Annotated in this window: 14 protein-coding genes; 5 read left to right on the top strand and 9 right to left on the bottom strand. The window is 34.2% G+C overall.

Annotation, left to right across the window (positions count from 1 at the left end; all coding sequences use genetic code 11):
* Positions 1 to 383: 383 nt before the first annotated feature.
* The 4 genes from CYAN10605_RS15650 to CYAN10605_RS15635 form a co-directional block, all read right to left on the bottom strand.
* The gene (locus CYAN10605_RS15650) at positions 384 to 3,305 is read right to left on the bottom strand and encodes an ATP-binding protein (RefSeq protein ID WP_015220919.1); all 2,922 of its coding nucleotides are present in this window, start codon (positions 3,303 to 3,305) and stop codon (positions 384 to 386) included.
* A gap of 277 nt (positions 3,306 to 3,582) precedes the next feature.
* Positions 3,583 to 3,927 (bottom strand): hypothetical protein, encoded by a 345-nt coding sequence (locus CYAN10605_RS15645; protein ID WP_015220918.1) that lies wholly within the window; start codon positions 3,925 to 3,927, stop codon positions 3,583 to 3,585.
* A gap of 187 nt (positions 3,928 to 4,114) precedes the next feature.
* Entirely contained in the window at positions 4,115 to 4,474 is a 360-nt protein-coding gene (locus tag CYAN10605_RS15640; RefSeq protein ID WP_015220917.1) for an iron-sulfur cluster assembly accessory protein, read from the bottom strand.
* 417 nt (positions 4,475 to 4,891) lie between these two features.
* Positions 4,892 to 5,710, bottom strand: coding sequence for a DUF1350 family protein (locus CYAN10605_RS15635; protein WP_015220916.1), 819 nt, complete (start codon positions 5,708 to 5,710; stop codon positions 4,892 to 4,894).
* A 182-nt stretch (positions 5,711 to 5,892) separates the two neighbouring features.
* On the opposite strand from CYAN10605_RS15635, the gene aspS reads away from it, so the two are divergent.
* The gene (gene aspS, locus CYAN10605_RS15630; protein WP_015220915.1) at positions 5,893 to 7,686 is read left to right on the top strand and encodes an aspartate--tRNA ligase; all 1,794 of its coding nucleotides are present in this window, start codon (positions 5,893 to 5,895) and stop codon (positions 7,684 to 7,686) included.
* Positions 7,687 to 8,002: 316 nt separating this feature from the next.
* Here the strand turns inward: aspS and CYAN10605_RS15625 are convergent, their stop codons facing one another.
* Entirely contained in the window at positions 8,003 to 9,427 is a 1,425-nt protein-coding gene (locus tag CYAN10605_RS15625; protein WP_015220914.1) for a family 10 glycosylhydrolase, read from the bottom strand.
* 323 nt (positions 9,428 to 9,750) lie between these two features.
* On the opposite strand from CYAN10605_RS15625, the gene CYAN10605_RS15620 reads away from it, so the two are divergent.
* Complete coding sequence (locus CYAN10605_RS15620) at positions 9,751 to 11,205, top strand: MBL fold metallo-hydrolase (protein WP_015220913.1); 1,455 nt, start codon at positions 9,751 to 9,753, stop codon at positions 11,203 to 11,205.
* A 49-nt stretch (positions 11,206 to 11,254) separates the two neighbouring features.
* Here CYAN10605_RS15620 and tnpA read toward each other — a convergent pair whose 3' ends face one another.
* Positions 11,255 to 11,650: an IS200/IS605 family transposase gene (gene tnpA / locus CYAN10605_RS15615; RefSeq protein WP_083887276.1), complete on the bottom strand. Its 396-nt coding sequence runs from the start codon at positions 11,648 to 11,650 to the stop codon at positions 11,255 to 11,257.
* A gap of 49 nt (positions 11,651 to 11,699) precedes the next feature.
* Between tnpA and CYAN10605_RS15610 the strand changes: the two genes are divergently transcribed.
* Both CYAN10605_RS15610 and CYAN10605_RS15605 read left to right on the top strand, forming a co-directional pair.
* A complete protein-coding gene (locus CYAN10605_RS15610; RefSeq protein WP_015220912.1) occupies positions 11,700 to 13,010 on the top strand; it encodes an RNA-guided endonuclease InsQ/TnpB family protein in 1,311 nt (436 codons plus the stop codon).
* Between the two features lie 685 nt (positions 13,011 to 13,695).
* Positions 13,696 to 17,346 carry a WD40 domain-containing protein gene (locus CYAN10605_RS15605; protein ID WP_015220911.1) on the top strand — a complete coding sequence of 1,217 codons (3,651 nt, stop codon included), beginning with the start codon at positions 13,696 to 13,698 and terminating at the stop codon, positions 17,344 to 17,346.
* Between the two features lie 10 nt (positions 17,347 to 17,356).
* Here the strand turns inward: CYAN10605_RS15605 and CYAN10605_RS15600 are convergent, their stop codons facing one another.
* From CYAN10605_RS15600 to CYAN10605_RS15590, 3 genes are read right to left on the bottom strand one after another with little or no spacing between them, the layout of a single operon-like run.
* Positions 17,357 to 18,943 carry a cation:proton antiporter gene (locus tag CYAN10605_RS15600; protein WP_015220910.1) on the bottom strand — a complete coding sequence of 529 codons (1,587 nt, stop codon included), beginning with the start codon at positions 18,941 to 18,943 and terminating at the stop codon, positions 17,357 to 17,359.
* A gap of 51 nt (positions 18,944 to 18,994) precedes the next feature.
* Positions 18,995 to 19,354, bottom strand: a complete 360-nt coding sequence (locus tag CYAN10605_RS15595; RefSeq protein WP_041922554.1) for a four helix bundle protein — start codon at positions 19,352 to 19,354, stop codon at positions 18,995 to 18,997.
* Positions 19,355 to 19,404: 50 nt separating this feature from the next.
* Positions 19,405 to 20,535: a glycosyltransferase gene (locus CYAN10605_RS15590; RefSeq protein WP_015220908.1), complete on the bottom strand. Its 1,131-nt coding sequence runs from the start codon at positions 20,533 to 20,535 to the stop codon at positions 19,405 to 19,407.
* Positions 20,536 to 21,286: 751 nt separating this feature from the next.
* Between CYAN10605_RS15590 and pntA the strand changes: the two genes are divergently transcribed.
* Positions 21,287 to 22,870 (top strand): Re/Si-specific NAD(P)(+) transhydrogenase subunit alpha, encoded by a 1,584-nt coding sequence (pntA, locus tag CYAN10605_RS15585; RefSeq protein ID WP_015220907.1) that lies wholly within the window; start codon positions 21,287 to 21,289, stop codon positions 22,868 to 22,870.
* Positions 22,871 to 22,908 lie beyond the last annotated feature (38 nt).

Genomic DNA, 22,908 nt, shown 5'->3' with positions numbered 1-22,908 from the left:
ATGACTTTTTTGTCAAAAACTAAGTTTCATTACAGTTTAGCATTATTTTAAGCCTATTTCCAAGAATATTTTTCATGGGGTGCAATTGACTCTGAGATTTATTAATTTGAACGAATTGTATGAAAAATTTGAGATAAAATGATATGTAGCCTAAGTTCGGAATAAATTTTCATCTATACCGTGATGGCGAAAAGGGCAAAGGCAAAGGAAAAATTAAGAATTAAGAATTAAAAACTCCGAACACTTATTACTTATTTATTATTTATTACTTGTTTCTCCCTCTTCTCTCATCTTCTCATCACCATAAGAGTTGAATATATTCAACCCCTACCACCTGCAACCTGACACCTAACCTTATCAGATATTCTTAAACCAGATTGAGGTTATTTATCATTAGTTTTTTGTACCGAAATTTTTTTGACTACATTAGGAAAATCTATTAATTTTTCGTCAAGCAAATCTATTTCCATGTTGACAATATTATTAATTAAAGTTTGAGCGTAGTTTAATAAGGTTGGATAATTATATTTTATGGCTTCTTTTTCTAAATTTTGAGCAAATTTACGAATATGAGATGTTATTTTTGTTTGTTGTATAGTCTCCCATTCCTTTATATATTCAGATTGTAATTTTTTGATTAGTTTATCGATTCCTTCTGGCGTGTCTTCTATTTTTTCAGTTTTTTTAGTCCACAATTTGTTAATTTTTGAGGGGGATAAATTATCATCGTATAACAATACTTTTTTGAGCTCTTTTACTAATTCTTGTCTTTGAATTGGTTTCAATAAAAATCCTTGGACAAATTGAGATAAATTAAGTGTTTTTTGATAATTGATGGAAGCGGTGATTACTATAATGGGAATATTTTTGATTTTTCGATGTTCTCTAATTATTTTTATTACTTCTTCTCCGTCCATTTTTGGCATTTTTATATCTAGTAAAATTAAATCTAAATCATATTTAATCGCAAGTGCGATCGCATCTTTGCCATTTTTAGCAGTTAAAATTTGATGAGAAGTTCCTTCAAAATAAGCCTTAATTAAATTAAGATTAGAGTCAATATCGTCCACCACTAAAATTCGACTGGGATGAAATTGATCTAAATTATTATCTACCATTAAAAAATCGTCATTGGGGGCAACAGTGGCACAAGCAACAACGGGAAAATCAACAATAAATTTACTACCAATATTCGGCTCACTTTCCACCATTATTGTACCATTGAGCATATTGACTAATTTTTTAGTAATAGTCAAACCTAATCCTGTACCGCCGTATTTACGGGTGCTTTGTCCATCCTGTTGAGTAAAAGATTCAAAAATGCGATCGCGCTGTGTTTTATCTATACCTATCCCTGTATCTTGTATTTCTAAACGAAAACCACAATTGCGAAAAGAATTATCATTAATACCAAGGTTTTGGTCAGCAAAAATTTTCACAAAACCCTTATCTGTAAACTTAATAGCATTACCTACTAAATTAAACAAAATTTGTCTTAATCTTACCTCATCAAAAACAACAATATCAGGACAATTTTCACTGATAAACAATTGCAAATTTAACTTTTTTTCTTCTGCTTTTAAAGTAAAAATATTAACAATATCTTCTAATAACAACTTTAAATGAACTGGCTCATATTCTAAAGCCATTTTTCCCGCTTCAATCTTCGATAAATCTAAAATATCATTGATTAAAGATAGTAATGTTTGACCACTGGTAATAATAGAATTAAGATAACTTTTCCCCGTCGAATCTAATACCAACTCTTGCAATAAATCAGAAAAACCCAGAATTGCATTCATGGGGGTGCGAATCTCATGACTCATATTTGCCAAAAACTCACTTTTAGCTAAATTTGCCATTTCCGCCGTTTCCTTTGCCATCGCTAACTCTTGAGATTGCCTTTTAACCTCTCCAAAAAGTTTCGCTTGTTCAATGGCTATACCCAATTGACCAACTATCTGTTTTAATAAATATATTTGCCGAGACTGCCACGAAAAAGAATGATGAAAATAACTGCCTAATAAACCCCATAATTTATCACCGCAAAAAATAGGTACAACACACAAAGATTTTATTTTAAAATATTGATAAATTTCTCGATGACAGGGTGATAAATTTTCTTGATCAATATCATGAATGGTGAAAATGTCTCCATAACGGTATCTTCCCCCTTGATTATCTTGAATATAAGTATCATTCCAACGTCCTTGATTATTTTCAATTAAAGAAACACTACTATTGTTTGCACTTTCAGAAACAAATTCTCCACCCCAATCTTCATTAAATTGATAAACAGCAACATGGTCGCAATTTAATAAATTTCTCACTTCTGCAGTTGTTGTATCGCAAATTACCTGAAAATCAATACTTTCCCTCATTTTTCGCATAATTGAATTAACTGCCCTTTGTAATAATGCGTTTTCTCTTAGGGCAATTTCTCTTTGTTTTTCGATAGTTACATCAATAACAATGCCATTCCAAATAATTCCTTGACTACCTAATTTTTGGGGGGAAGAATTGATGCGAATATATTTATGTTTTCCGCTAGGAGTAATTATTTGACAATCAAAATTAAAAGAAGTGTAATATTTACGAGATAGAGTAATAACTTGATTTAATTCATTAATTTCTCTGGGATCAACTAAAGAAAAAATTTTTTTAGCATTATTTAAAACATCTTCCACAGTAAACTCAAAAATATCTTCTACTGCTTGACTAACAAAAGTAAAAAAATATTTATCTTGAGAGTTATAAGTTAATTGAAATACCATACCCGGAATTAAACTGGTGATTTGAGTTAACTGATTTTCATCACCCCAAAAATCTCCATTAATACTTAGGTTTTGATAACTAAGATACTGATAATGTTCAAAGTAGGATTTTAAAGCGCTTATAATTTTATTTTCTATGATTTGAAAATTAATCTTTTTTACTTCTATATAATCAAATATAGCTTCATTATTTAATAATTTATCTCTAAAATTTTCGCTTACTTCACCATTAAATAAAATTACAAATTTTACAAAAAGACTGTTTATTTTTTTTCTAATTTTGTGAAAAAATACTTTAGATATTTTGTCTTCCTTATCATCTTCATTAATTATAATAAAAACTAACGGAATATGATATTGATTTGAAATTCTGTCAAGATGATTTAATAAATAACAACTTTTTCCCTGAAAAGTTATATTTTCGCAGTAGTCTTTTATTTGTAAAAATATTTGACTATAATCCCCTATATATAATATATACCAATCTTTTTTATTATTACTTAAAAACCCTTTATCTTCTGAATCTAACATTATTTATATACTAAATTCTCTCAATGGAAAAATTAAATTATTTATTATAGGGATAAATTATCTTTTACTTTCTCAGATTGTAATTCATTTTTGAAGATAATTCTCAGAAACAAAATAAAACTTAATAGAAACTGAGTTCAGGTTTAAGAATTAAACTTGACGAATATTGATTGAAAATTATTATAATTAGTGGGTTTACAAAAAGAATTTACTAATAAAATTTATTTCTATTTTTTCTATTCCTTGAAAATTAGTTTTTATGAAAAATAGAATGATTTTATTTAAGAATAAAAGGTTTTTCTTGCCAATCTACAGACCAATTTTTTTCATTCAAATACTTTAATAAAATCATTGTTAATTCTATATTTCGACAAAACCAATATTGATTTTCTGTTTTATCATCCATAAATGTAACTTGATACTGATAAGCATGGGATAAAGTTCGTAATAGTCCGGGATATTTTTGCAGTTCCCTTTCTATTTCTATTTGAGAATAAGTAATAAGGGGATTTTTTTGAAAATGAGAGGGAATATTAACCCTTCTAGGAGAGGATGAGGGGAAATTTTTTTTCTGAGGAATAATGACTTTTTTATTCGGTTTACGAGGAGGAAAAGGAAACATTGTAAAAATTAATAATTAAAAATGAAGAATTAAAAAAATTTATTAATAAACAAGAGGGGATATTTATATTATTAGTAATTATTAGTAAATTTTGAATTTCTAATTGATGCCTAATTCCTAATTTTATATCCCCAAGTAATCACTATTTTCTTGATTTTAAATCAATAATTAACTGGTTTTTTATATACTAAGCGGCAAAAGATTTCCCACAACCACAGGTTTGAGTTGCATTGGGATTTGTGAATTGGAAACCTCCACCTATCATGGCATCACTATAGTCCAACATTAAACCATACAAATATAATAAACTTTTGCGATCGCAAATTATTTTAAAACCATCGTAATCAAAAATATCATCATGTTCGGTAACATTATTAATGTTCTCAAAATCCATCATATAAGACATACCTGAGCAACCCCCCTGCCTAACACCTACTCGTAAACAAAGGTCTTGATTTCCTTGTTGCTCTTTTAAGGTTAACAGATGTTTGAGGGCTTTTTCGGAAATTTGAATGCCTTTTTCTGAACCAGTAACTGCTTGTGTCATTATTATTTCAGGATAAAAAGTTTACTCTCTCTATTTTATACTTTACCAAAAATCTGTGGGTCTAAAGCCCCTATCATAATTTATAGTTAATCTCAGCTCGTTCGGGTTAAGGTAATTTTATTCTTATTTCTAAGAAGCTATAAGGTTTTCTGACTAGAAGAAAATAACGCTTTCAGCTTATCCAAAACTCAGGTTATAGTTAGTATAAACTGCGGTTAAATTGATTTTAAGGCGTTATCAAGTTATCATAATTTCGATTTGGTTGTGGGAGAATGTCAAAGTCTGTTAAAATAAATGTAAAGAAATCTTACAGAGACAGATGGGTTATTCCTACAGGTTTCCTTAAGATTAAACGACAACAAACATCTGACCGACAACTATCACACTTCATCGTAGTAGTATTGTCGGTTTTTTTATTCAGAAACCAACATCAGGACAAGGATTTAACCAACGGGAGATTTGTTGATAGAGGTTATATAAATCTCTGGAAAAATTGTCTTGAAACCACTGTGAAATTCCTGCGATAGGAGAAAATAATTGTCCGCCCATTTCCCAATCAATATCTTGCCCTAAAGGGGTGAGGTGATTTCCTGACAGTTGCAAAGCCGTAATCATATTAGGATGTAGTTGTTTTAAAATAGGATGAAGTTCGAGAGTTTGATCAATGGTATCATCACTAAATTTAATTAATAAATTACGTCTAATGTGATAGTTTTCTTTGATAATTATATTTGTTTCTATGGGAGTAGGGGTAAAGTCTATATCTAAATTTGCTTCTAGTTGTAAATAGTTTTTGATATTATCTTGTAAATAAGGAATAATATTTTCTGCAAAAGGAATCGCTTTTTTAAAAGGATAGTTATTAAAGGAAATAAGTATATTTCCTGCTCTTTCTACTTTTAATAAGCTACCGATGAGAAGATGTAATTTACACCCCATGCTATGACCTAAACCATAAATAGGTAAGTAGTTTATATCGATACCTTGTTTGTATTCTAAACGATATAAAATATTTTCTAGGCGATTTTGCACATTAACTGCGATCGCTTTATGATCAAGAGTATTAAGAAAAGAGGTTGCAATAATAATATATCCCTGACGAGCTAATTTTTCCAGTAACCATCTATAGGTAATATGGGGTGCAGTTGCGACAAATGCTCCTCCCAAAAAGTGAATGATGCCTAAAGGATGAGGAGGTGTTAAAACCCAACTACCTGAAAATTCTTGCCACTCCATACCATTAAATTATTTGTTTTTTAATAATTATAAATTATTTCCGAACTCGTCACTCCGAACTTCTAACTCAGGGCAAATCCATGTATCCTAAGACTGCTATAATAATAGGTTTGTGTAAGTTTACTTTCCTAAGTATGGGAAAATAGTTTATAAATATTTGTTATATAAGATAGCTTATTATTATGCGAACTCATTATTGTGGCGAATTAAGGTTAGAACATCTTGATAAAATTGTAACTCTTTATGGTTGGGTCGATCGCCGTCGGGATCATGGCGGAGTTATTTTTATTGATCTGCGCGATCGCACTGGTGTAGTACAAATAGTTAGTGATCCGCAACGCACTCCTGAATCCTACAAAAATGCAGATAGTTTAAGAAATGAATATGTAGTCAGAATCACAGGACAAATTTTTCAACGCCCTCCCGAATCGTTGAATCCGAAATTACCTACGGGGGAAATCGAAATTTATGCCACAGAAATTGAAATTCTCAACGGTGTTAATAAGCAATTACCTTTTCAAATTGCCACAGTGGAGGAAGAAAATATAAGGGAAGATTTAAGATTAAAATATCGTTATTTGGACTTGAGGCGCGAGAAAATGAGTCGCAACCTCACCCTTCGTCATCAGGTAGTCAAAGCCATGCGTCGTTACCTCGAAGATGATCATAATTTTATCGAGGTGGAAACCCCAGTGTTAACTCGCTCCACTCCTGAAGGTGCTAGAGATTATCTTGTACCCTCTAGGGTAAATGAAGGGCAATGGTATGCTTTACCCCAATCTCCTCAGTTATTCAAACAATTACTTATGGTAGCAGGGTGCGATCGCTATTATCAAATTGCTCGTTGTTTCCGTGATGAGGATTTAAGGGCGGATAGACAACCCGAATTTACTCAGCTTGATATGGAAATGAGTTTCATGAGCGAAGATGAAATAATCGAGCTGAACGAGGGTTTAATTTGTCATATCTTCAAAACTGTCAAAAATATTGATTTACCCCGCCCTTTCCCCCGTTTAACCTACGCAGAATCAATGAATCGTTATGGGTGCGATCGCCCCGATACCCGTTTTGGCTTAGAATTAGTGGATGTATCCGAAATAGTCAAAGATTCAGGCTTTAAAGTATTCTCAGGGGCAATTAAAAGTGGTGGAATAGTTAAAGTTTTACCTATTCCCGAAGGTAACGACAAAATATCCAACGTCAGAATCAAACCGGGGGGAGACTTATTCAACGAAGCCACCATTGCCGGGGCAAAAGGTATCGCTTATATTCGAGTGAGAGAAAACGGTGAAATTGATACCATAGGTGCGATTAAGGATAACCTGTCAGAAGAACAAAAACAGACATTGTTAGAGAAAACAGGAGCAAAAGCCGGACATTTACTCTTATTTGGAGCAGGTGATACCGAAACCGTCAATAAATCCCTCGATAGACTTCGTTTAGCCATTGGGAAAGAATTAGGCTTAATCGATGAAAATAAACTTAATTTCGTTTGGATTACTGAATTTCCTATGTTTGAATGGAATGCTGATGAAAAACGTTTAGAAGCCTTACACCATCCCTTTACCGCACCGAATCCAGAAGACTTAGACGACTTATCTTCATCTAGGGCATTGGCTTACGACTTAGTATTAAATGGTATCGAAATCGGCGGAGGTAGCTTAAGGATTTATCAAAGGGAAGTGCAAGAAAAAGTATTCGCTACCATTGGTTTATCAGAAGAAGAAGCAAAGGCAAAATTCGGCTTTTTACTAGAAGCCTTTGAATATGGCACTCCCCCCCACGGCGGTATTGCTTACGGCTTAGACAGATTAGTGATGTTAATGGCGCAGGAAAATTCCATTAGAGACGTAATCGCTTTCCCGAAAACGCAACAGGCAAGTTGCCTCTTAACCGAAGCCCCCGCAGAAGTTGACAAAAAACAACTCAAAGAGTTACATATTAGTTCTACCGTCAAGCCCAAAGCAGAAGTATAGTGATTTACTGCCATCGCTTTATCTCTTACCTTGTTTGCCTTAAGAATATCAGATAAGGTTAGGTGTCAGGTGGTAGGGGTTGAATATATTCAACCCTTACGGTGTTAGGGGATGGGGGGATGAGGGGAAAGGGAGATAAGGTATCGGGTTTCAGGTTTCAGGTTTCAGGTTTTAGAAGAAGGTAATGAGTAACGAGTAACGAGTAACGAGTAATTATCAACTATTAACTATTAACTAATTGCCATCACTCATAAATGAAAATTTATCTCAAACTCAGGTTATTGAAAAATAAAACCACGATAGAGTAGTAGGAGTTTCAAGGAGAAAACTCTAAAAATTCATCTATGGGAATTGGCTCACTGGTTACATTGGTTGGATCAATACTTGAATCAATAATGGGGGGATTAGTTGGAGTTACCTTATTAACGGGATTAACGACATTGTTAGTAGAAGTGACGGGAGTAACTGGATTAGAAGGAGTAACGGGAATAACAGAATTAGTGGGAGTAATAATAGGAGTATTCGGATTTACCGTTACAATGCGACGGGGTTGATAGGGAAACAGAGATTGAAAACTAGATTTGCGATCGCGCAGAGCCATTTCGTGATCGTTCTTTAATTCAGGGCTTGTATTCCACATACTACCATAGAAAAAGAAAGCAATTCCTAGTTTTTGTCGTCGAACGGCTAAGGCTTTTTCCTTAACAAACTCGATGGGTGTAATACGATTAGGTAATCCTGTTAAAATAGCAATGCCAACGGGGATTTTTTCTTTTGCTTCCTTGATTTCTGGACGGGTAATTTCTTTTTGAAAAACAGCAAAATCAGAGCGATATACTTGAATAATTAACTCATCAATTAAGTTTTTTCTCACCCAGTCTAACCAATCTTGCAGAAAAGAATTATAAGCAGTATGGTAGGGGTTTGGAGAAATAGACAAAATTTTATTCGGGTTTTGGGCTTTAATTGTTTGGTTAAGTTGTGCGACAAATTCCGTTAATTTATTGGCTCTCCAACGCATCCAATTTGCATCTTTATAATTTTTAGGAGGTTCTAAACCAGTCTCTTGCTTGTAAAGATTTACAGTATAAGCATCATAGCCTAACTGCACAGGTAAACACAAATGATCATCAAATTGAATACCGTCAATGTCATAATTATTCACCACTTCCATGACTAAGGCAGTAATAAATTTTTGTACCTCTGGATGAAAAGGATTAAGCCACACCACCTCCCCCGCCGCACTATAGGTGGTTTGAGTACCATCTTGGGCTTTGGTTAACCAATTAGGATGTTTTAAGGCTAATTCTGAGGAAGGAGGTGCCATAAAACCAAATTCAAACCAAGGTAAAACTAACATCTTATATCGATGGGCTTCTTCTATCAATTCCCCTAATGGTTCTTGTCCTTGTAATCCTTTATGTACAAATGGTTGTATCTTTGCTTCTTGTGCCACTTTGCTAGGATAAAGAGCATAACCCGAATTCCACACCACAGGATAGATGGTATTAAAATGAAGGGAAGCCAAAGATGCGATCGCCTCTTTCATTTTAGGACGATCAAGTAGTGTATCTGTATCACTGGTGGTCAGCCAAACTGCCCTAATTTCTGGTACATCCTGAGAAAAAATAGGAGCATTCCAAAACCCTATTAATAATATAGAAAAATAAGAAGCAAAAAATAAAGATAAAAATTTAAACACGTGCAAGGATAACCATTGACGGCTCAAAAAACTGCTCATTGATCGACTTTTTCTATAATTTTAAAAATATAATATTTGTGACATGGTATCATAAGACCCATTTATTTGAGGCAGGTTTAAGGGTCTAGCGGAGTTAGGTGTCGGAGGAGAGGGTGATGAGGTGAAGGGGGTGAGAGGGGGAAATGAGAGTTCGCTGTGCTTGTACACTCCCTTTAGTTGTGAACGGAGTTTTTAATTATTCACTATTCACTATTCACTATTTACCTTTGCCCATTGCCTATTGCCTTGTCTTAATTACTGATTAGGATGAAATCGAGATTTTATTTTTAGGATAGAATTGTCGAAAACAACACTAGAAAACAATGAAAATAGATTTAATAGGTCATGCTTCCCTGTTGGTTGAAACGGAAGATTGTCGAGTATTAATGGATCCTGTCTTTTTCGATCCTTTTTGTGAAGGTTTGAACGAATCTTGTCCAAAACGAACGGTTTTCCCTGAAAAAATACCTGATTTTGATTTTTTGGTTATTTCTCACCAACATTTAGATCATTTTGACATTCGCACCCTTGCTTCTTTACCGAAAAATGTCGATGTTTTAATTCCTCAAGATAAATTGATTGCAGAAAGTCTTGTTCAATTAGGATATAAGTCTATTTATCCTCTCAGAGAATTTGATAAAGTCAGGATTGGTTCAACTGTATTGATGACTACTCGTTCTGAGGTTCGAGTGCCTGAATTTGGCATGGTATTTGCTGATTCTTCTGGGGTTTTTTGGAATACTGTTGATACTTATTTTGCTCCCCCCACTATCCAGAGAGTTAAGAAGGATTATCCCCACATTGATTTTTTACTAAGTGTTTGGCACATTAGTATGGAAGGAAAGTATCAATATAATCAAAGTCTCTCCTTTCCCTTTGGTTTATACGGAGAATTATTCCATTTAATTAGTTTAATTCAACCAAGTGCGATCGCACCGGGGGCAAATGGATTTAAGTATATTAATCAATCATCGTGGCAAAATCGCATTGTATTTCCCGTTACCAGAGAAAGATTTTGTCGAGATTTAGAAACAGCCTTTCCCGAATTGAAGAAAAATATTTATACCCTTGATCCGGGTGACGTTTTTACTATTGATCAAGGAAAATATAGTTACAATCGTGGTCAGAGTGAATATGCACAAATGATTTTAGATGATCGGGAATGCCTAGAATTTTCCCCTGTTAATGTTGAAAAAAATTTACTTGACGGCAACCCTGAAAATTATGACTTATCAAAAATGAAATCTCACATAGCCGAAGAAATTGAGATCAATTTGCTGAATTTTATTACAGAATATAAGGATTTAATCTTTAAAGAACATTGTCGATGGTCTGTTATTTATCAATTAGAGGTTATTTTTCCTGATGGTTCTCAAAAATGGTTTATAGACTTTTCTCAAGATAAAATCAAAGTCGAGCAAGGAAGAAATGCGATCGCAAATTTGTTTAGTTATATCACCGCTTCTAGTTTATTTAGCTTGATAGAGAAAAAGCGAGATTGGGATTACCTTCTGTGTAGTGGAGAATATAGAACCTTTCAAAAAGTTTATGCAATCAATAAATTGGGAATCATTCCCGCCGATGCCTCCCTATTAAAAGACCCCCTTGAATTAAGACTATCTTCTCAATATATACAAGGTAATAACATAAAACTAGAAATTGAAAAATGGGGTAATACATCTCAAGATAATCTTGATACAGAAGAAGATATTAATCCGATGTTAAGGATAGGAAATCTTTTGATCAAAAAAAGAAACCTAAAGAAGAGTGAGAATTAGCCATTTACTTTAGTGAATGGCAGAACGAACGTCGCAGAATTTATTCTGCCTATTTACCTTTTTGATTTTCTATGTATTTTTTGATTGTTTCTGTACTAGCATTACCTGCGGTTGAACAAAAATAACTAGGAGTCCATAAGGTAGGTAATTTTAATAATTCAGGAAATTCTTTTCTTAAATGATGAGATAATCTACCTTTCACTCTTTTGATGATTACAGATGGAGCGTAAGTAGGATTTGTTTCAATAAATAAGTGAATATGATCAGGCATAATTTCCAGTGCAATTAACCTCCAGTCATTTTCTGTACACAACTCAAATATTATTTCTTGGCAACGTTTGACTATCTTGCCTTTTAGTACTGCTTTTCTTCTTTTTGGACACCAGACAAAATGATAATTTAACAAAGTTACTGAGTGAGGATTTCTGCGGTAATCTTCCATTATTTTGTTTATTTTGCTAATATATTCTACACAACTAATATACACTAAGAAAATGTATGGAAGCCAACAAGTTTTATTGAACCCAGATAAAGATACTAAGTCTGTACTAGAGTATATCTGCATTGAAGCGAACAAACTCTATAACATCGGGCTTTATTATGCTAGACAAATATACTTTAAAGAGCATCGCTATATAACTAAGTTTGAGCTAGACAAGGAAATAAAAACTAACCTTCATTATCGGGCTTTACGCTCTTGCGTAGCTCAACAAACATTGAGAAGTGTTTATGAGGGAATGTCAAGCTATAAAACTCTAAAAAGTAAAGCTAACAAGGGTGATTTACACTTTAAACCTAAACTTCCGAATTATCGTAAAAAGGGTTTATATCAAGCGGTTTACCCTGCTAGGTGGGTTAAGTTGGCAAAAAATAACCAACTAAAATTTACTCTAGGAAAGCAAACAAAAGTATGGTTTGGAATAGATCATTTTTATTTGCAAATGCCTTCTAATCTCAATTATAAAGACATTAAGGAATACAGAATAATACCTCGAAATGGATGCTTTTATCTGGAATTTGTGTATGAGCAGAAAATAGAACCAATTTCTTTATGCCAAGACAATGTACTTGGTATTGATCATGGAATTAACAACTGGCTAACTTGTGTGTCTAATGTAGGTACTAGCTTTATAGTTGATGGAAAACAAGTTAAATCAATGAATAACTGGTATAACAAAAAAGTAGCAATACTGAAAGAGAATAGGACACAAGGTTTTTGGTCAAAAAGGTTAATGAGAATAACCGAAAAGCGTAACCGTCAAATGAGAGACGCTGTTAATAAGTCAGCTAGAATAGTTATCAATCATTGCTTACAAAATAATATAGGTACTATTGTTTTTGGTTGGAATCAAGGACAAAAGCAAGAAGCAAATATGGGAAAAAAGACAAATCAAAAGTTTGTAGTTATTCCAACAGCAAGATTAAAAGACAGAATTAAAGATCTGTCTGAGTTGTACAGTATTCAGTTCATAGAACAAGAAGAAAGCTATACGAGCAAGGCTTCTTTTTTAGATTTAGACTTCATCCCTACTCACGGTGAAAAACCCGAAATTTGGAAGTCGAGTGGAAAAAGAGTAAAGCGTGGATTGTTCCGTACAGCTAACAACTTATATATCAATGCCGATTGCAACGGTAGTGCTAATATTATCCGCAAAAAAGTAACCGCAAAGTCAAGTATTCTCAGTAATGTAAATCTTGATGGAGTGTCTATGGGTGCTTTGATACATCCCCAGAGAATTAGGCTCTGGTCAGCTAAGATAAAGCGAAGCAATGTGGATTTATCCCATTGCGTAGCATCCGCTTAGAATCCTCGGAATTTATTCAGTAGGAATTATCAAAAATAAAGCCATTTAATCTCCTTTCGACACACAAAAAACTATCATCAAACCTAAAAATTTGGCTCTATCACTTCTCGTCGTGTAAATTATTAGTTAGGGTAGGCGACAGGCAAGAGGCAATAGGCAATAGGGGATTATTAAATAATAATTTATAAACTTTTAGTTCTTATTTTACTATAAACACTATTCAATAAAGGTTATGGAAGTTATTTTTTATTAATTTATCATAACCACACTCTGAAGAACCAGATTATTTAAGTCTTATTAGTTTTAGATTTTACGAGAAAAGTAGTAAATAAAGACTATTTTCACTAAATACTATCGTTTACTCATTAAAAAATGTTCTTGTTTTTTCCTCTTTCTATTACTTCAAAAAATAAAAAAAAGCTCTGGTAATCAAGAGATAAAAGTAATCATGTTCTATTTTTTATTTATTCTTGTTGATATTTGTACTTATTTTTAAAACTTATATAAACAAAACCTAGCTATAATAACTGATATTATTTATGATCGAAACATAATTGTTTTTGACTCTTTTTGCTTAAAAACGAATTAACAACTTATTAAAAGATTTTAAAGTTAAATATCAAATTGTCAAATCAGCACTAAAATCAAAGGAAAAACTTTTGAGATTTTTTGTCACACAAAACCCATGGATGTAGAACAAATAATTCAGTTGGTAGATGACCAAGTTTATATTAAAAGTGGACACTATCTAAGTGATCTACAAAAGCAGTTATTGTTAATATCCTTATCTGAACCTCGTAAGCGTTATGAAGAAATAGCCCAATCTTGTGGTTATTCGGTTAGTTATCTCAAAAGAGACGCAGGGCCAAAACTCTGGCAACTTTTATCGGACATTTGCGAAGAAAAAGTCAAAAAAACTAACTTTCGCACCATTTTAGAAAAAAAAATTAAAATCCTAGAACAAAAAAAACTCGACAGTAATCTCAACTTATCTTTTTCTCCTCAATCTTCAGAAGTTACTTGTAATGATTTCAATAATGCCAAAGAAAATATTAACTCTTGTTACAATACTCAAAAAGATTGGGGTACAGCCCCAGATGTGAGTTATTTTGTCGGGAGAGAATCTGAATTAACCCAACTACAAACGTGGATTGTTCAAGATAAATGCCGTTGTGTGGGTATTGTGGGCATGGGGGGTATGGGAAAAACTTATCTGAGTGTTAAGTTGGGGGAAAATATAGAATATGACTTTGAATATGTTATTTGGAGGTCTTTAAGTAATGCAACTTTACTTAGTGATTTGCTTTCAGACATTTTGCAATTTTTCACTCAACAAGAGAAAGACTTAGTTATTAATATTGATGAGCAAATTTCCCGTTTAATTAATTTTTGTTCTCAACATCGTTGTTTAATTATTCTTGATAATTTAGAAACAATCCTTGCCACTGGAGTTAATTCTGGCTATTTTCAGACAGATTTTCAAGACTATATTAAATTATTTCAAAAATTAGGAGAATGTCGCCATAAAAGTTGTTTATTAATTACTAGCCGAGAAAAAATCAAGGAAATGGTTTTGATGTGCGGTGATACTTTACCTGTTCGTTGTTTTAATTTGGGAGGTTTAAATACTCAGGCAGGTTTAGAAATTTTAAAAATTAAAGGTTGTTATTGGTCTAATTATGCTCAAGCAAATCAACTAATTGAAAACTATAATGGTAATCCTCTCACATTGAAAATTTTAGGTGCAACAATTAAAGAATTATTTGATGGTTCTTTGTCTGAGTTTATTAAAAACAAAGTGTTTATTTTTGATGAAATAATTTGTCTTTTAGAAGAGCATTTCCAGCGATTATCTGACTTAGGAAAAAAAATTCTTTATTGGTTAGCAATTAATATTGATGAAGTTACTACCAGTGATTTAGAAAGGGATATTTACCCCACAATCTCTCGTTTAAATCTAATTACGGCACTTAAATCGTTAATGGGGCGTTCTTTAATTGAATGTCATGATAATCGATTTTCTTTACAACCTGTGGTAAAAGAATATTTAATTAATAAGTTAATTCAGGAAATTATCAATGAAATAATTACGGAAGAATTAGATTTATTTAATCATTATGCTCTCTTAAAAACAGATATAAAAGAACATACTAGAAAATCTCAGGTAAATTTTATTGTTAGACCTTTATTAGATAAATTAATTATTATTTTTAAAAATCAGTATCATTTGGAAAGTAAATTAAGAAAAATTGTGCAAAAATTGCAAGAGGAAAATCTCACAGGCTCAGGTTATGCTGTGGGTAATATTCTTAATTTATTGTGCGAATCAAATACAGATTTAAGCGGATGGGATTTTTCTAAATTAACTATCAGACAGGCTTATTTACAAGAATGCAAACTTCATAATGTTAATTTTGCCCATTGTGAATTTCAACAGTCGGTTTTTCCTCAAAGGTTGAGTAATATTCTTTCTATGGTTTACAGTCCTAATGATCAATTTTTGGTGACAGGGGATGTGAATGGGGAAATTTGTGTTTGGTCTTTACAGGAAAATCGTCTTATCTCCATTTTTAAGGGTCATGCGGGTTGGGTTCATGGGGTGGCTTTTAGCCCCGATGGTAAATATTTAGCTAGTGGCAGTAGCGATCAAACCATTAAAATTTGGGATGTCAGTACGGGAAAATGTTTAAATACATTGTTTGGTCACAACCAAAGAGTCAGGTGTGTTATTTTTACTCCAGATAGTCAAAAATTGATTAGTGGTGGCAGTGATTGTTCTATTAAAATTTGGGATTTTGACAGTGGAATCTGTTTACAAACTTTAAATGGTCATAACAGTTATGTTTGGTCGGTGGTGATTAGTCCTGATGGTAAATATTTGGCTAGTGGCAGTGAAGATAAATCAATTAAAATTTGGCAATTAGATACAGGAAAATGTCTGCGGACTTTGAAAGGTCACACTCTTTGGATTCGCACTCTTGCTTTTAGTGGTGATGGAACAATTTTAGCTAGTGGAGGAGGCGATCGCATCATTAAAATATGGGATTGGCAAACAGGAAAATGTTTAAAGGAACTACACGGACACACACAGAGAATACGCTCATTAGCATTTCACCCAGAAGATAACATTCTAGCCAGTGGAGCAGGAGATCATACCATTCGTTTATGGGATTGGCAACAGGGTACTTGTCGTAAAACACTTCATGGACACAATAGCAGACTAGGCGCGATCGCATTTCGAGGAGATGGACAAATTTTAGCCAGTGGAGGAGAAGATAATGCCATTAAACTTTGGGAAACCGGCACTGGTCAATGTGTCAAAACATGGCAAGGTTATGCTAGTTGGATTCAAGCAGTTACTTTTAGTCCAGACGGTAACACTTTAGCTTGTGGCAATGAAGATAAATTAATCAAATTATGGAATGTCAGTAACCTAACCACAAATGGCACGAATACACAAACATTCACTTCTCTACATGGACATAAAGGGTGGGTTTGTTCAGTGGCATTTAGTCCCGACGGCAAAATTTTAGCCAGTGCCAGTAGTGATTATAGTTTAAAAATATGGGATATGGTGACGGGAAAATGTCTCAAAACACTGGTAGGACATAATCGTTGGATTCGTTCAGTGGCATTTAGTCCCGACGGCAAAAAAATAGCTAGTGCCAGTGGAGACTATAGTTTAAAAATATGGGATATGGTGACGGGAAAATGTCTTAAAACCCTGCGAAGTCATCAAAGTTGGCTTTGGTCAGTGGCATTTAGTCCTGATGGCAAAATTCTCGCCAGTGGCAGTGAAGACCGAACGGTGAAAATATGGGATACTGAAACGGGTAAATGTCTTCATACTTTAGAAGGTCATCAAAGTTGGGTGCAATCCGTCGTATTTAGCCCAGACGGTAAATATATAGCCAGTGGTAGTTGTGATTATACAATTAGACTTTGGAAGGTCAAAACAGGAGAATGTGTCAAAACCTTGATTGGTCATTACAGTTGGGTTCAGTCTGTTGCATTTAGCCCCGATGGAGAATATTTAGCTAGTGGTAGTTGCGATCATACAATTAGACTTTGGAATGCTAAGACAGGAGATTTTTTAAGAATTCTTCGAGGTCATAATAGCTGGGTTTGGTCTGTTTCTTTTCATCCTAATAGTAAATATTTGGCTAGTGGCAGTCAGGATGAAACCGTCAAAATTTGGAATGTGGAAACGGGTAAATGTATTATGGCATTGAGAGGAAAACGTCCTTTCGAAGATTCTTGTTTTATAGGCATCAAAGGATTAACTATTCCCGAAATGATTACCTTAGAAAATTTAGGAGCTCAAGTCACTCTTTAAATGGCAATTGTCAATGCTCAACAATAATTACAGGAATAGGACTCGATTCTAAAACTGTTTGAGAAACAGAACCAATTAAAAGCTCATGCCAGTTTTTATGTCCTCTTTTGCCCATAATTATTTCTTTTACCTGAAATTCTTGACTCACTCTCAATATTTCTTCTGTTATTACTCCTTCTACGATTAAAACTTGATGATTTATATCTGCTAATAATGTGTTGATTTTTTCCTTCAGATTCTCTAAGTTATTATTCTGACTATCATCGATAATATGCAAAACTATTACTTTAGCATTACTCCGACGAGCTATTTCTGCGGTTTTCTTTAAAACAGGAGTGGTTAAAGGAGAATCATCGATCGCACTCAGTAATATAACATGATCATCAACAGATACTTTGGTGGGATCAACCTCACCCTTAGTTAATAAAAGAGGAGCAAAAGTGGGAATCGCCCATGCACCAAGGGGGGCTGTAACTAAAATTGATAAGGCGGCTATGGCTAATATTTCTTCTCCTCCTCTAATGCCTTGTGCTAAAGGAATAGATGCGATCGCAGCTTGTACGGTGGCTTTAGCGGAGTTACCCGCAAGAAGAAAGAGTTTTTCCTTTTGATTCCAGTTGCTTTTCCATGTAGAGAGATACCAACCAGCCATTCTACCGATTAAAGTACCAAAAATTATGATTATTAAGCCTTTTGTGAAACTGCTACCTAAAACATTAAGGGGAATGGTTGCCCCCAATAAAACAAACAAAAAAATTTGGGCTACTTGCCATAAACTATCAAAGCCATTGCGTAAACAACGAGCTAAAGGAGAAGAAAATTCGATTAAGAAAAATCCTGTTGACATTACTGCCAGATAACCAGAGAAAAAATGATATTTTTCACTCATAATCACTAAAAATAAAGCCAAGCACCCCGTAACCATCGTTTCTTGTAGGATATTTTGAGTTAACTTTTGCTTAACTATCAACCACACTAAAGACTTACTCGCCAACCAACCGATAACAACTCCGCCGATAATTTGCCCTGAAAATTGTAACGGCAACCACTGCCACTCCAGACTATTCCCATCGCTAGTCAATAACCCCATCAATAAACTAAAAATCAACAATAACAAAACATCAGATAAAGCACTTCCTGTTAAAATTGCATCAGGTATCCCTTTTTTTACTCCCCACCCTAAACTCTTTAACCGCAACATCCCCGGTACTATTACCGCAGGAGATTCCGCCCCTAAAATACATCCCAATAATAATCCTGTTACCCAATCAAAATCCAAAAATATCACCGCTAAAATAGAAACTGCGATCGCTTCTCCTAAAGCTGGTAAAACGCCCAATCTTAAAGCAACAGAGCCTTGTGATTTCAACTTTTGTCGATCTAAACCTAACCCTGCTTTCATCAAGATAATAACAACAGCAATCACCCTTAAATCATCAGCAGACTGCAATATATCATTACTCAGGAGATTAGTAACTTGATTACCAAGAATAATTCCTGCAAAAATCATGGCAATCAGAGGAGGAATCTTGAGACGACGGGCAAACTCTCCTCCAAAGTAACCGAATCCAAGAATTAGCAGAATATCTTGTAACAATTAAAAAAATTAAAAATTAAAAATTAAAAATTATGAGTGAGTTGTTTGATTTTATCTTTGATTAGTTTTTGCGTTTTTTACGATAGTGTAAATAATAGCAACTAATTCATGTGATTCATGAAGCAAAGGTTGCAGTCTTGACCCTAGTTTTTTTTCAGTGGCAATTAATATTCTCAACCAATACTTTGTTTCCCTTGCCTCTTTTAAAGAAATACTCATCTTATGAATAAAATCGGCAGTGCTTTCTGCATTTTGTGCTTCCTCAATATTCGCTCCAATGCTTGTACCACAACGAATTAACTGTTTACTTAAATCATAGCCTGTACCTCCATTTTCTCTAAGAAATTTGCATAAATTGACGATTCTGATACTAAAACTTAAAGTCCTTTCTGATATATCATATTCCATCATTTATTCACAAATTTATCTTAATTCTTAATTCTTAATTTTTAATTTTTTACTTAGGCTACTAAACCAATATCTCTCGATAGCACCCCTTGATAAAAATTGCGTAATTGAGTCGTAGCAGAAGCCCAACCCCATTTTTCCGCTTCTTTCCGAGCGTTTTGCCTTAATTGTTCTCTCTCATCGGTTTTAGCTAATAATTTTTGAGTAGCTGCGATCGCACCTTGAGGATCATCAGGTTCAAATAAATAACCATTAACACCATCGGTAACAATATCAGGAATACCACCCCGTCTTGCCGCTACCACAGGGCATCCTGCCGCCATCGCTTCTAGTAACACTAAACCGAGGGTTTCTGTGGAAGAAGGAAAAATAAACGCATCCGCCGAAGCATAAGCCGAGCCTAAATCCTGTCCGTGTAAATAGCCCACAAAATTAGTATTTGTTCCTGCAAATAACGCCTCTAACTCCTCTCTCGCAGGACCATTTCCCACAATTGCCAGTCTTGCATTCGGGATGTTTTCCAATACGGGTTTAATTTTATCAATTTCTTTCTCTGCGGAAACTCTTCCTACATATAATAGTAAGGGTGCATCAGGATTACCACCAGAGAGGCGATCGCGCATTTGATTAGAAATTAAATCAGGGTGAAAAGAATCCGTATCAACTCCTCTTTGCCATAAATCAACTCTCTCAATACCGTGACTTTCCAACTCATTCACCATCGCAGTGGAAGTACAAAGATTTAATCTTGCCTGATTATGAGCTAATTTCAACATTTCCCACAATAAACCTTCTAAAGCCCCCAAATTGTAATGATGAAGATACTGGGGCAAATGGGTATGATAAGAAGCGACTAAAGGAATATCGTATTTTTTCGCATAAAAAATGCCTCCTAACCCTAAAACCGCAGGATTCACCACATGAACTAAATCAGGTTTAAATCTTCTCAAACTAAAACCAATAGAAGGATTAGGAATCGCCAATTTTAATTCTGGATATAGAGGCAAAGGAATACCCTTAATACCGTTAATTTTTGCACCTTTATATTCTTTCAAACCACCTTCAGGAGAAAAAATCAAAACTTCATCCCCTTGTTTTTGTAAATGTTCAACGGTGTGTTTGAGACGGGTAACAATACCGTCAACTTTCGGTAAAAATGTTTCGGTAAATAGGGCAATACGCATAAATAGTTTTTTCTAAATAGCTAATAGTTAATTTGACTAATCAATATATCATCAAATCATTATCAATTAATAAAGGAAGAAAAATTTTTTCAGTATTAAATTATTTCACCGAATTTATGGTCAAATATTTTATAATAAGGTTAAATAAACCTTAAAACTATGGGGTTGTTGGTAAGGATTCAGTTAATTTTTCCTTAACTATTGGGCTACCAACGTAAAAGTTTTAGCTAGAAATAAAACCACCAAAAGTAGTCGAGAAGTTTAATCTTTTAGGATTAAGGACTCGATAGTGAGCTTTGTAGTTAAGCCATTAGACGTTAAAGTCTATAAAGCTAATTGAGTGGATATTTGTCCATAAAATTAGTAACTATAAATTATTACCAAACCTCAGTTCAGTTTAAGAATATTAGATAAGAGTAGGTGTCGGGTGTTAGGTATTAGGTTAAAAAATTGACAAAAAATATAATTAATTGATTTTCTTATTCTAAATTCTTGGATAAAATAATGTAATCTTATGAAAATTAAATTTGCTACTTGATACCTGAAACCTGAAACCTGAAACCTACTAAAACTTAACACATGAATAAGTGCGTAACGTCAGTTGTTAATTCTGAGAAAGCTAACGAGTAACAGAATGTAAATAAATCCGTGTCAATTACTAAGAGAAGTTTAAATTAAGAGGTAAAAAAAGAGAATGATCCTACCATGCAAAGTATAAGAGAAAAACCCTCAAAACTAAGTAGGAGAAATTATGACTGCGACTCTGACAGAAAACATTACTTCCGATTCTGTACAGACATCCCTAAAAATCGCCATTCCTAAAGAGATTTATCCGTCAGAATGTCGAGTTAGTGCGACTCCAGATACTGCTACCAAATTACAAAAACTCGGTTTTACCGTTTTAGTTGAAACCCAAGCAGGGGAAAAAGCCAATTTCAGCGATCGCGCTTATACTGAAGTAGGTTGTAAAATCATCGAAAATAGAGAAAAACTGTGGCAAGAAGGAGATATAATCCTCAAAGTACGTCCCCCTCAACCCGAAGAAGTGGAATTGTTAACTGCGGAAAAGACTTTAATTAGCTTCATTTATCCCGCTCAAAATTCCGAATTATTAGAAAAATTATCCGATAAACAGGCAACTGTATTGGCTATGGATGCGGTGCCTCGTATCAGTAGAGCCCAAAAACTAGATGCTTTATCTAGTATGGCAAATATTGCAGGTTATAGAGCCGTTATTGAAGCCGCCAATAATTTTGGAAGATTTTTCACTGGGCAAATTACCGCCGCCGGAAAAGTGCCTCCAGCAAAAGTCCTAGTTATTGGTGCTGGAGTTGCTGGGTTAGCGGCTATTGGTGCGGCAAAAAGTTTAGGGGCGATTGTTAGAGCTTTTGACACCAGATTAGTGGTAAAAGAACAAGTAGAAAGTCTTGGAGGAGAATTTTTAGAACTCGAATTTGCAGAAGATGGCTCTGGGGAAGGTGGTTATGCCAAAACCATGAGCAAGGAGTTTATTGACGCAGAAATGGCTTTATTTGCTGAACAAGCTGAAGATGTTGATATTATTATCACTACTGCACTAATACCGGGGAAACCTGCACCGAAGTTAATTACAGAAGAGATGGTGCAAACCATGAAAGAAGGCTCAGTCATCGTTGATTTAGCGGCAGAACAAGGTGGTAACTGTGAAGTTACAAAGCCCAATGAAATTTATCAATATGCTGGGGTAACTATTGTTGGTTTAACAGATTTACCCAGTCGCATGGCCAGCCAATCTAGTCAATTATATGGCACTAATTTGTGGCATTTGCTCAAAGATATGGGCGGTAATGATAAATTCACCGTTAATCTTGAAGATGAGGTAATTCGAGGGGCTTTAGTCACTCACCAAGGAGAAATTACTTTTCCCCCACCAAAAATTGCTCAACCATCTCCTGCCACTCCTGTTAAACCAGAAGCGAAAATTGTTACAACGGAGAGTAAAAAAGAGAAAAAAGGCAATGGGGGAATTATTTGGGCATTGTTAGCTATTTTAGCCCTTATCGGCATCGGTATAGGTGCACCTGAGTCTTTCTTATCCCATTTTACGGTTTTTATTTTAGCTGTTTTTGTTGGTTGGCAGGTCATCTGGAATGTAACCCCTGCCCTACACACTCCCTTAATGAGCGTCACTAATGCTATTAGCGGTATTATAATTGTTGGTGGAATGTTGCAAATTTCAGGAGAACTAACTTCTCCTACCACTATACTAGGTGCGATCGCAATTTTAGTGGGAACAATTAATATTTCTGGAGGCTTTTTAGTCACCCAAAGAATGTTAAAAATGTTTAGAAAATAGATACTATCGGTTGTTAGGTCAGGATATTGGGATGGTAG

The sequence above is a fragment of the Cyanobacterium aponinum PCC 10605 genome (assembly GCF_000317675.1).
Lineage (GTDB): Bacteria > Cyanobacteriota > Cyanobacteriia > Cyanobacteriales > Cyanobacteriaceae > PCC-10605.
The sequence above is the reverse complement of the archived record's forward strand: the minus strand, read 5'-3'. Positions and strand labels throughout refer to the sequence as shown.

Excerpts from the sequence above, each read along its gene's own strand:
- CYAN10605_RS15595 (WP_041922554.1), bottom strand. The coding sequence starts at position 19,354 with ATGATGGAATATGATATATCAGAAAGGACTTTAAGTTTTAGTATCAGA.
- pntA (WP_015220907.1), top strand. The coding sequence starts at position 21,287 with ATGACTGCGACTCTGACAGAAAACATTACTTCCGATTCTGTACAGACA.
- CYAN10605_RS15650 (WP_015220919.1), bottom strand. The coding sequence starts at position 3,305 with ATGTTAGATTCAGAAGATAAAGGGTTTTTAAGTAATAATAAAAAAGAT.
- CYAN10605_RS15620 (WP_015220913.1), top strand. The coding sequence starts at position 9,751 with ATGAAAATAGATTTAATAGGTCATGCTTCCCTGTTGGTTGAAACGGAA.
- CYAN10605_RS15610 (WP_015220912.1), top strand. The coding sequence starts at position 11,700 with ATGTATGGAAGCCAACAAGTTTTATTGAACCCAGATAAAGATACTAAG.
- CYAN10605_RS15590 (WP_015220908.1), bottom strand. The coding sequence starts at position 20,535 with ATGCGTATTGCCCTATTTACCGAAACATTTTTACCGAAAGTTGACGGT.
- CYAN10605_RS15645 (WP_015220918.1), bottom strand. The coding sequence starts at position 3,927 with ATGTTTCCTTTTCCTCCTCGTAAACCGAATAAAAAAGTCATTATTCCT.
- CYAN10605_RS15640 (WP_015220917.1), bottom strand. The coding sequence starts at position 4,474 with ATGACACAAGCAGTTACTGGTTCAGAAAAAGGCATTCAAATTTCCGAA.
- CYAN10605_RS15605 (WP_015220911.1), top strand. The coding sequence starts at position 13,696 with ATGGATGTAGAACAAATAATTCAGTTGGTAGATGACCAAGTTTATATT.
- CYAN10605_RS15635 (WP_015220916.1), bottom strand. The coding sequence starts at position 5,710 with ATGGAGTGGCAAGAATTTTCAGGTAGTTGGGTTTTAACACCTCCTCAT.
- aspS (WP_015220915.1), top strand. The coding sequence starts at position 5,893 with ATGCGAACTCATTATTGTGGCGAATTAAGGTTAGAACATCTTGATAAA.
- CYAN10605_RS15625 (WP_015220914.1), bottom strand. The coding sequence starts at position 9,427 with ATGAGCAGTTTTTTGAGCCGTCAATGGTTATCCTTGCACGTGTTTAAA.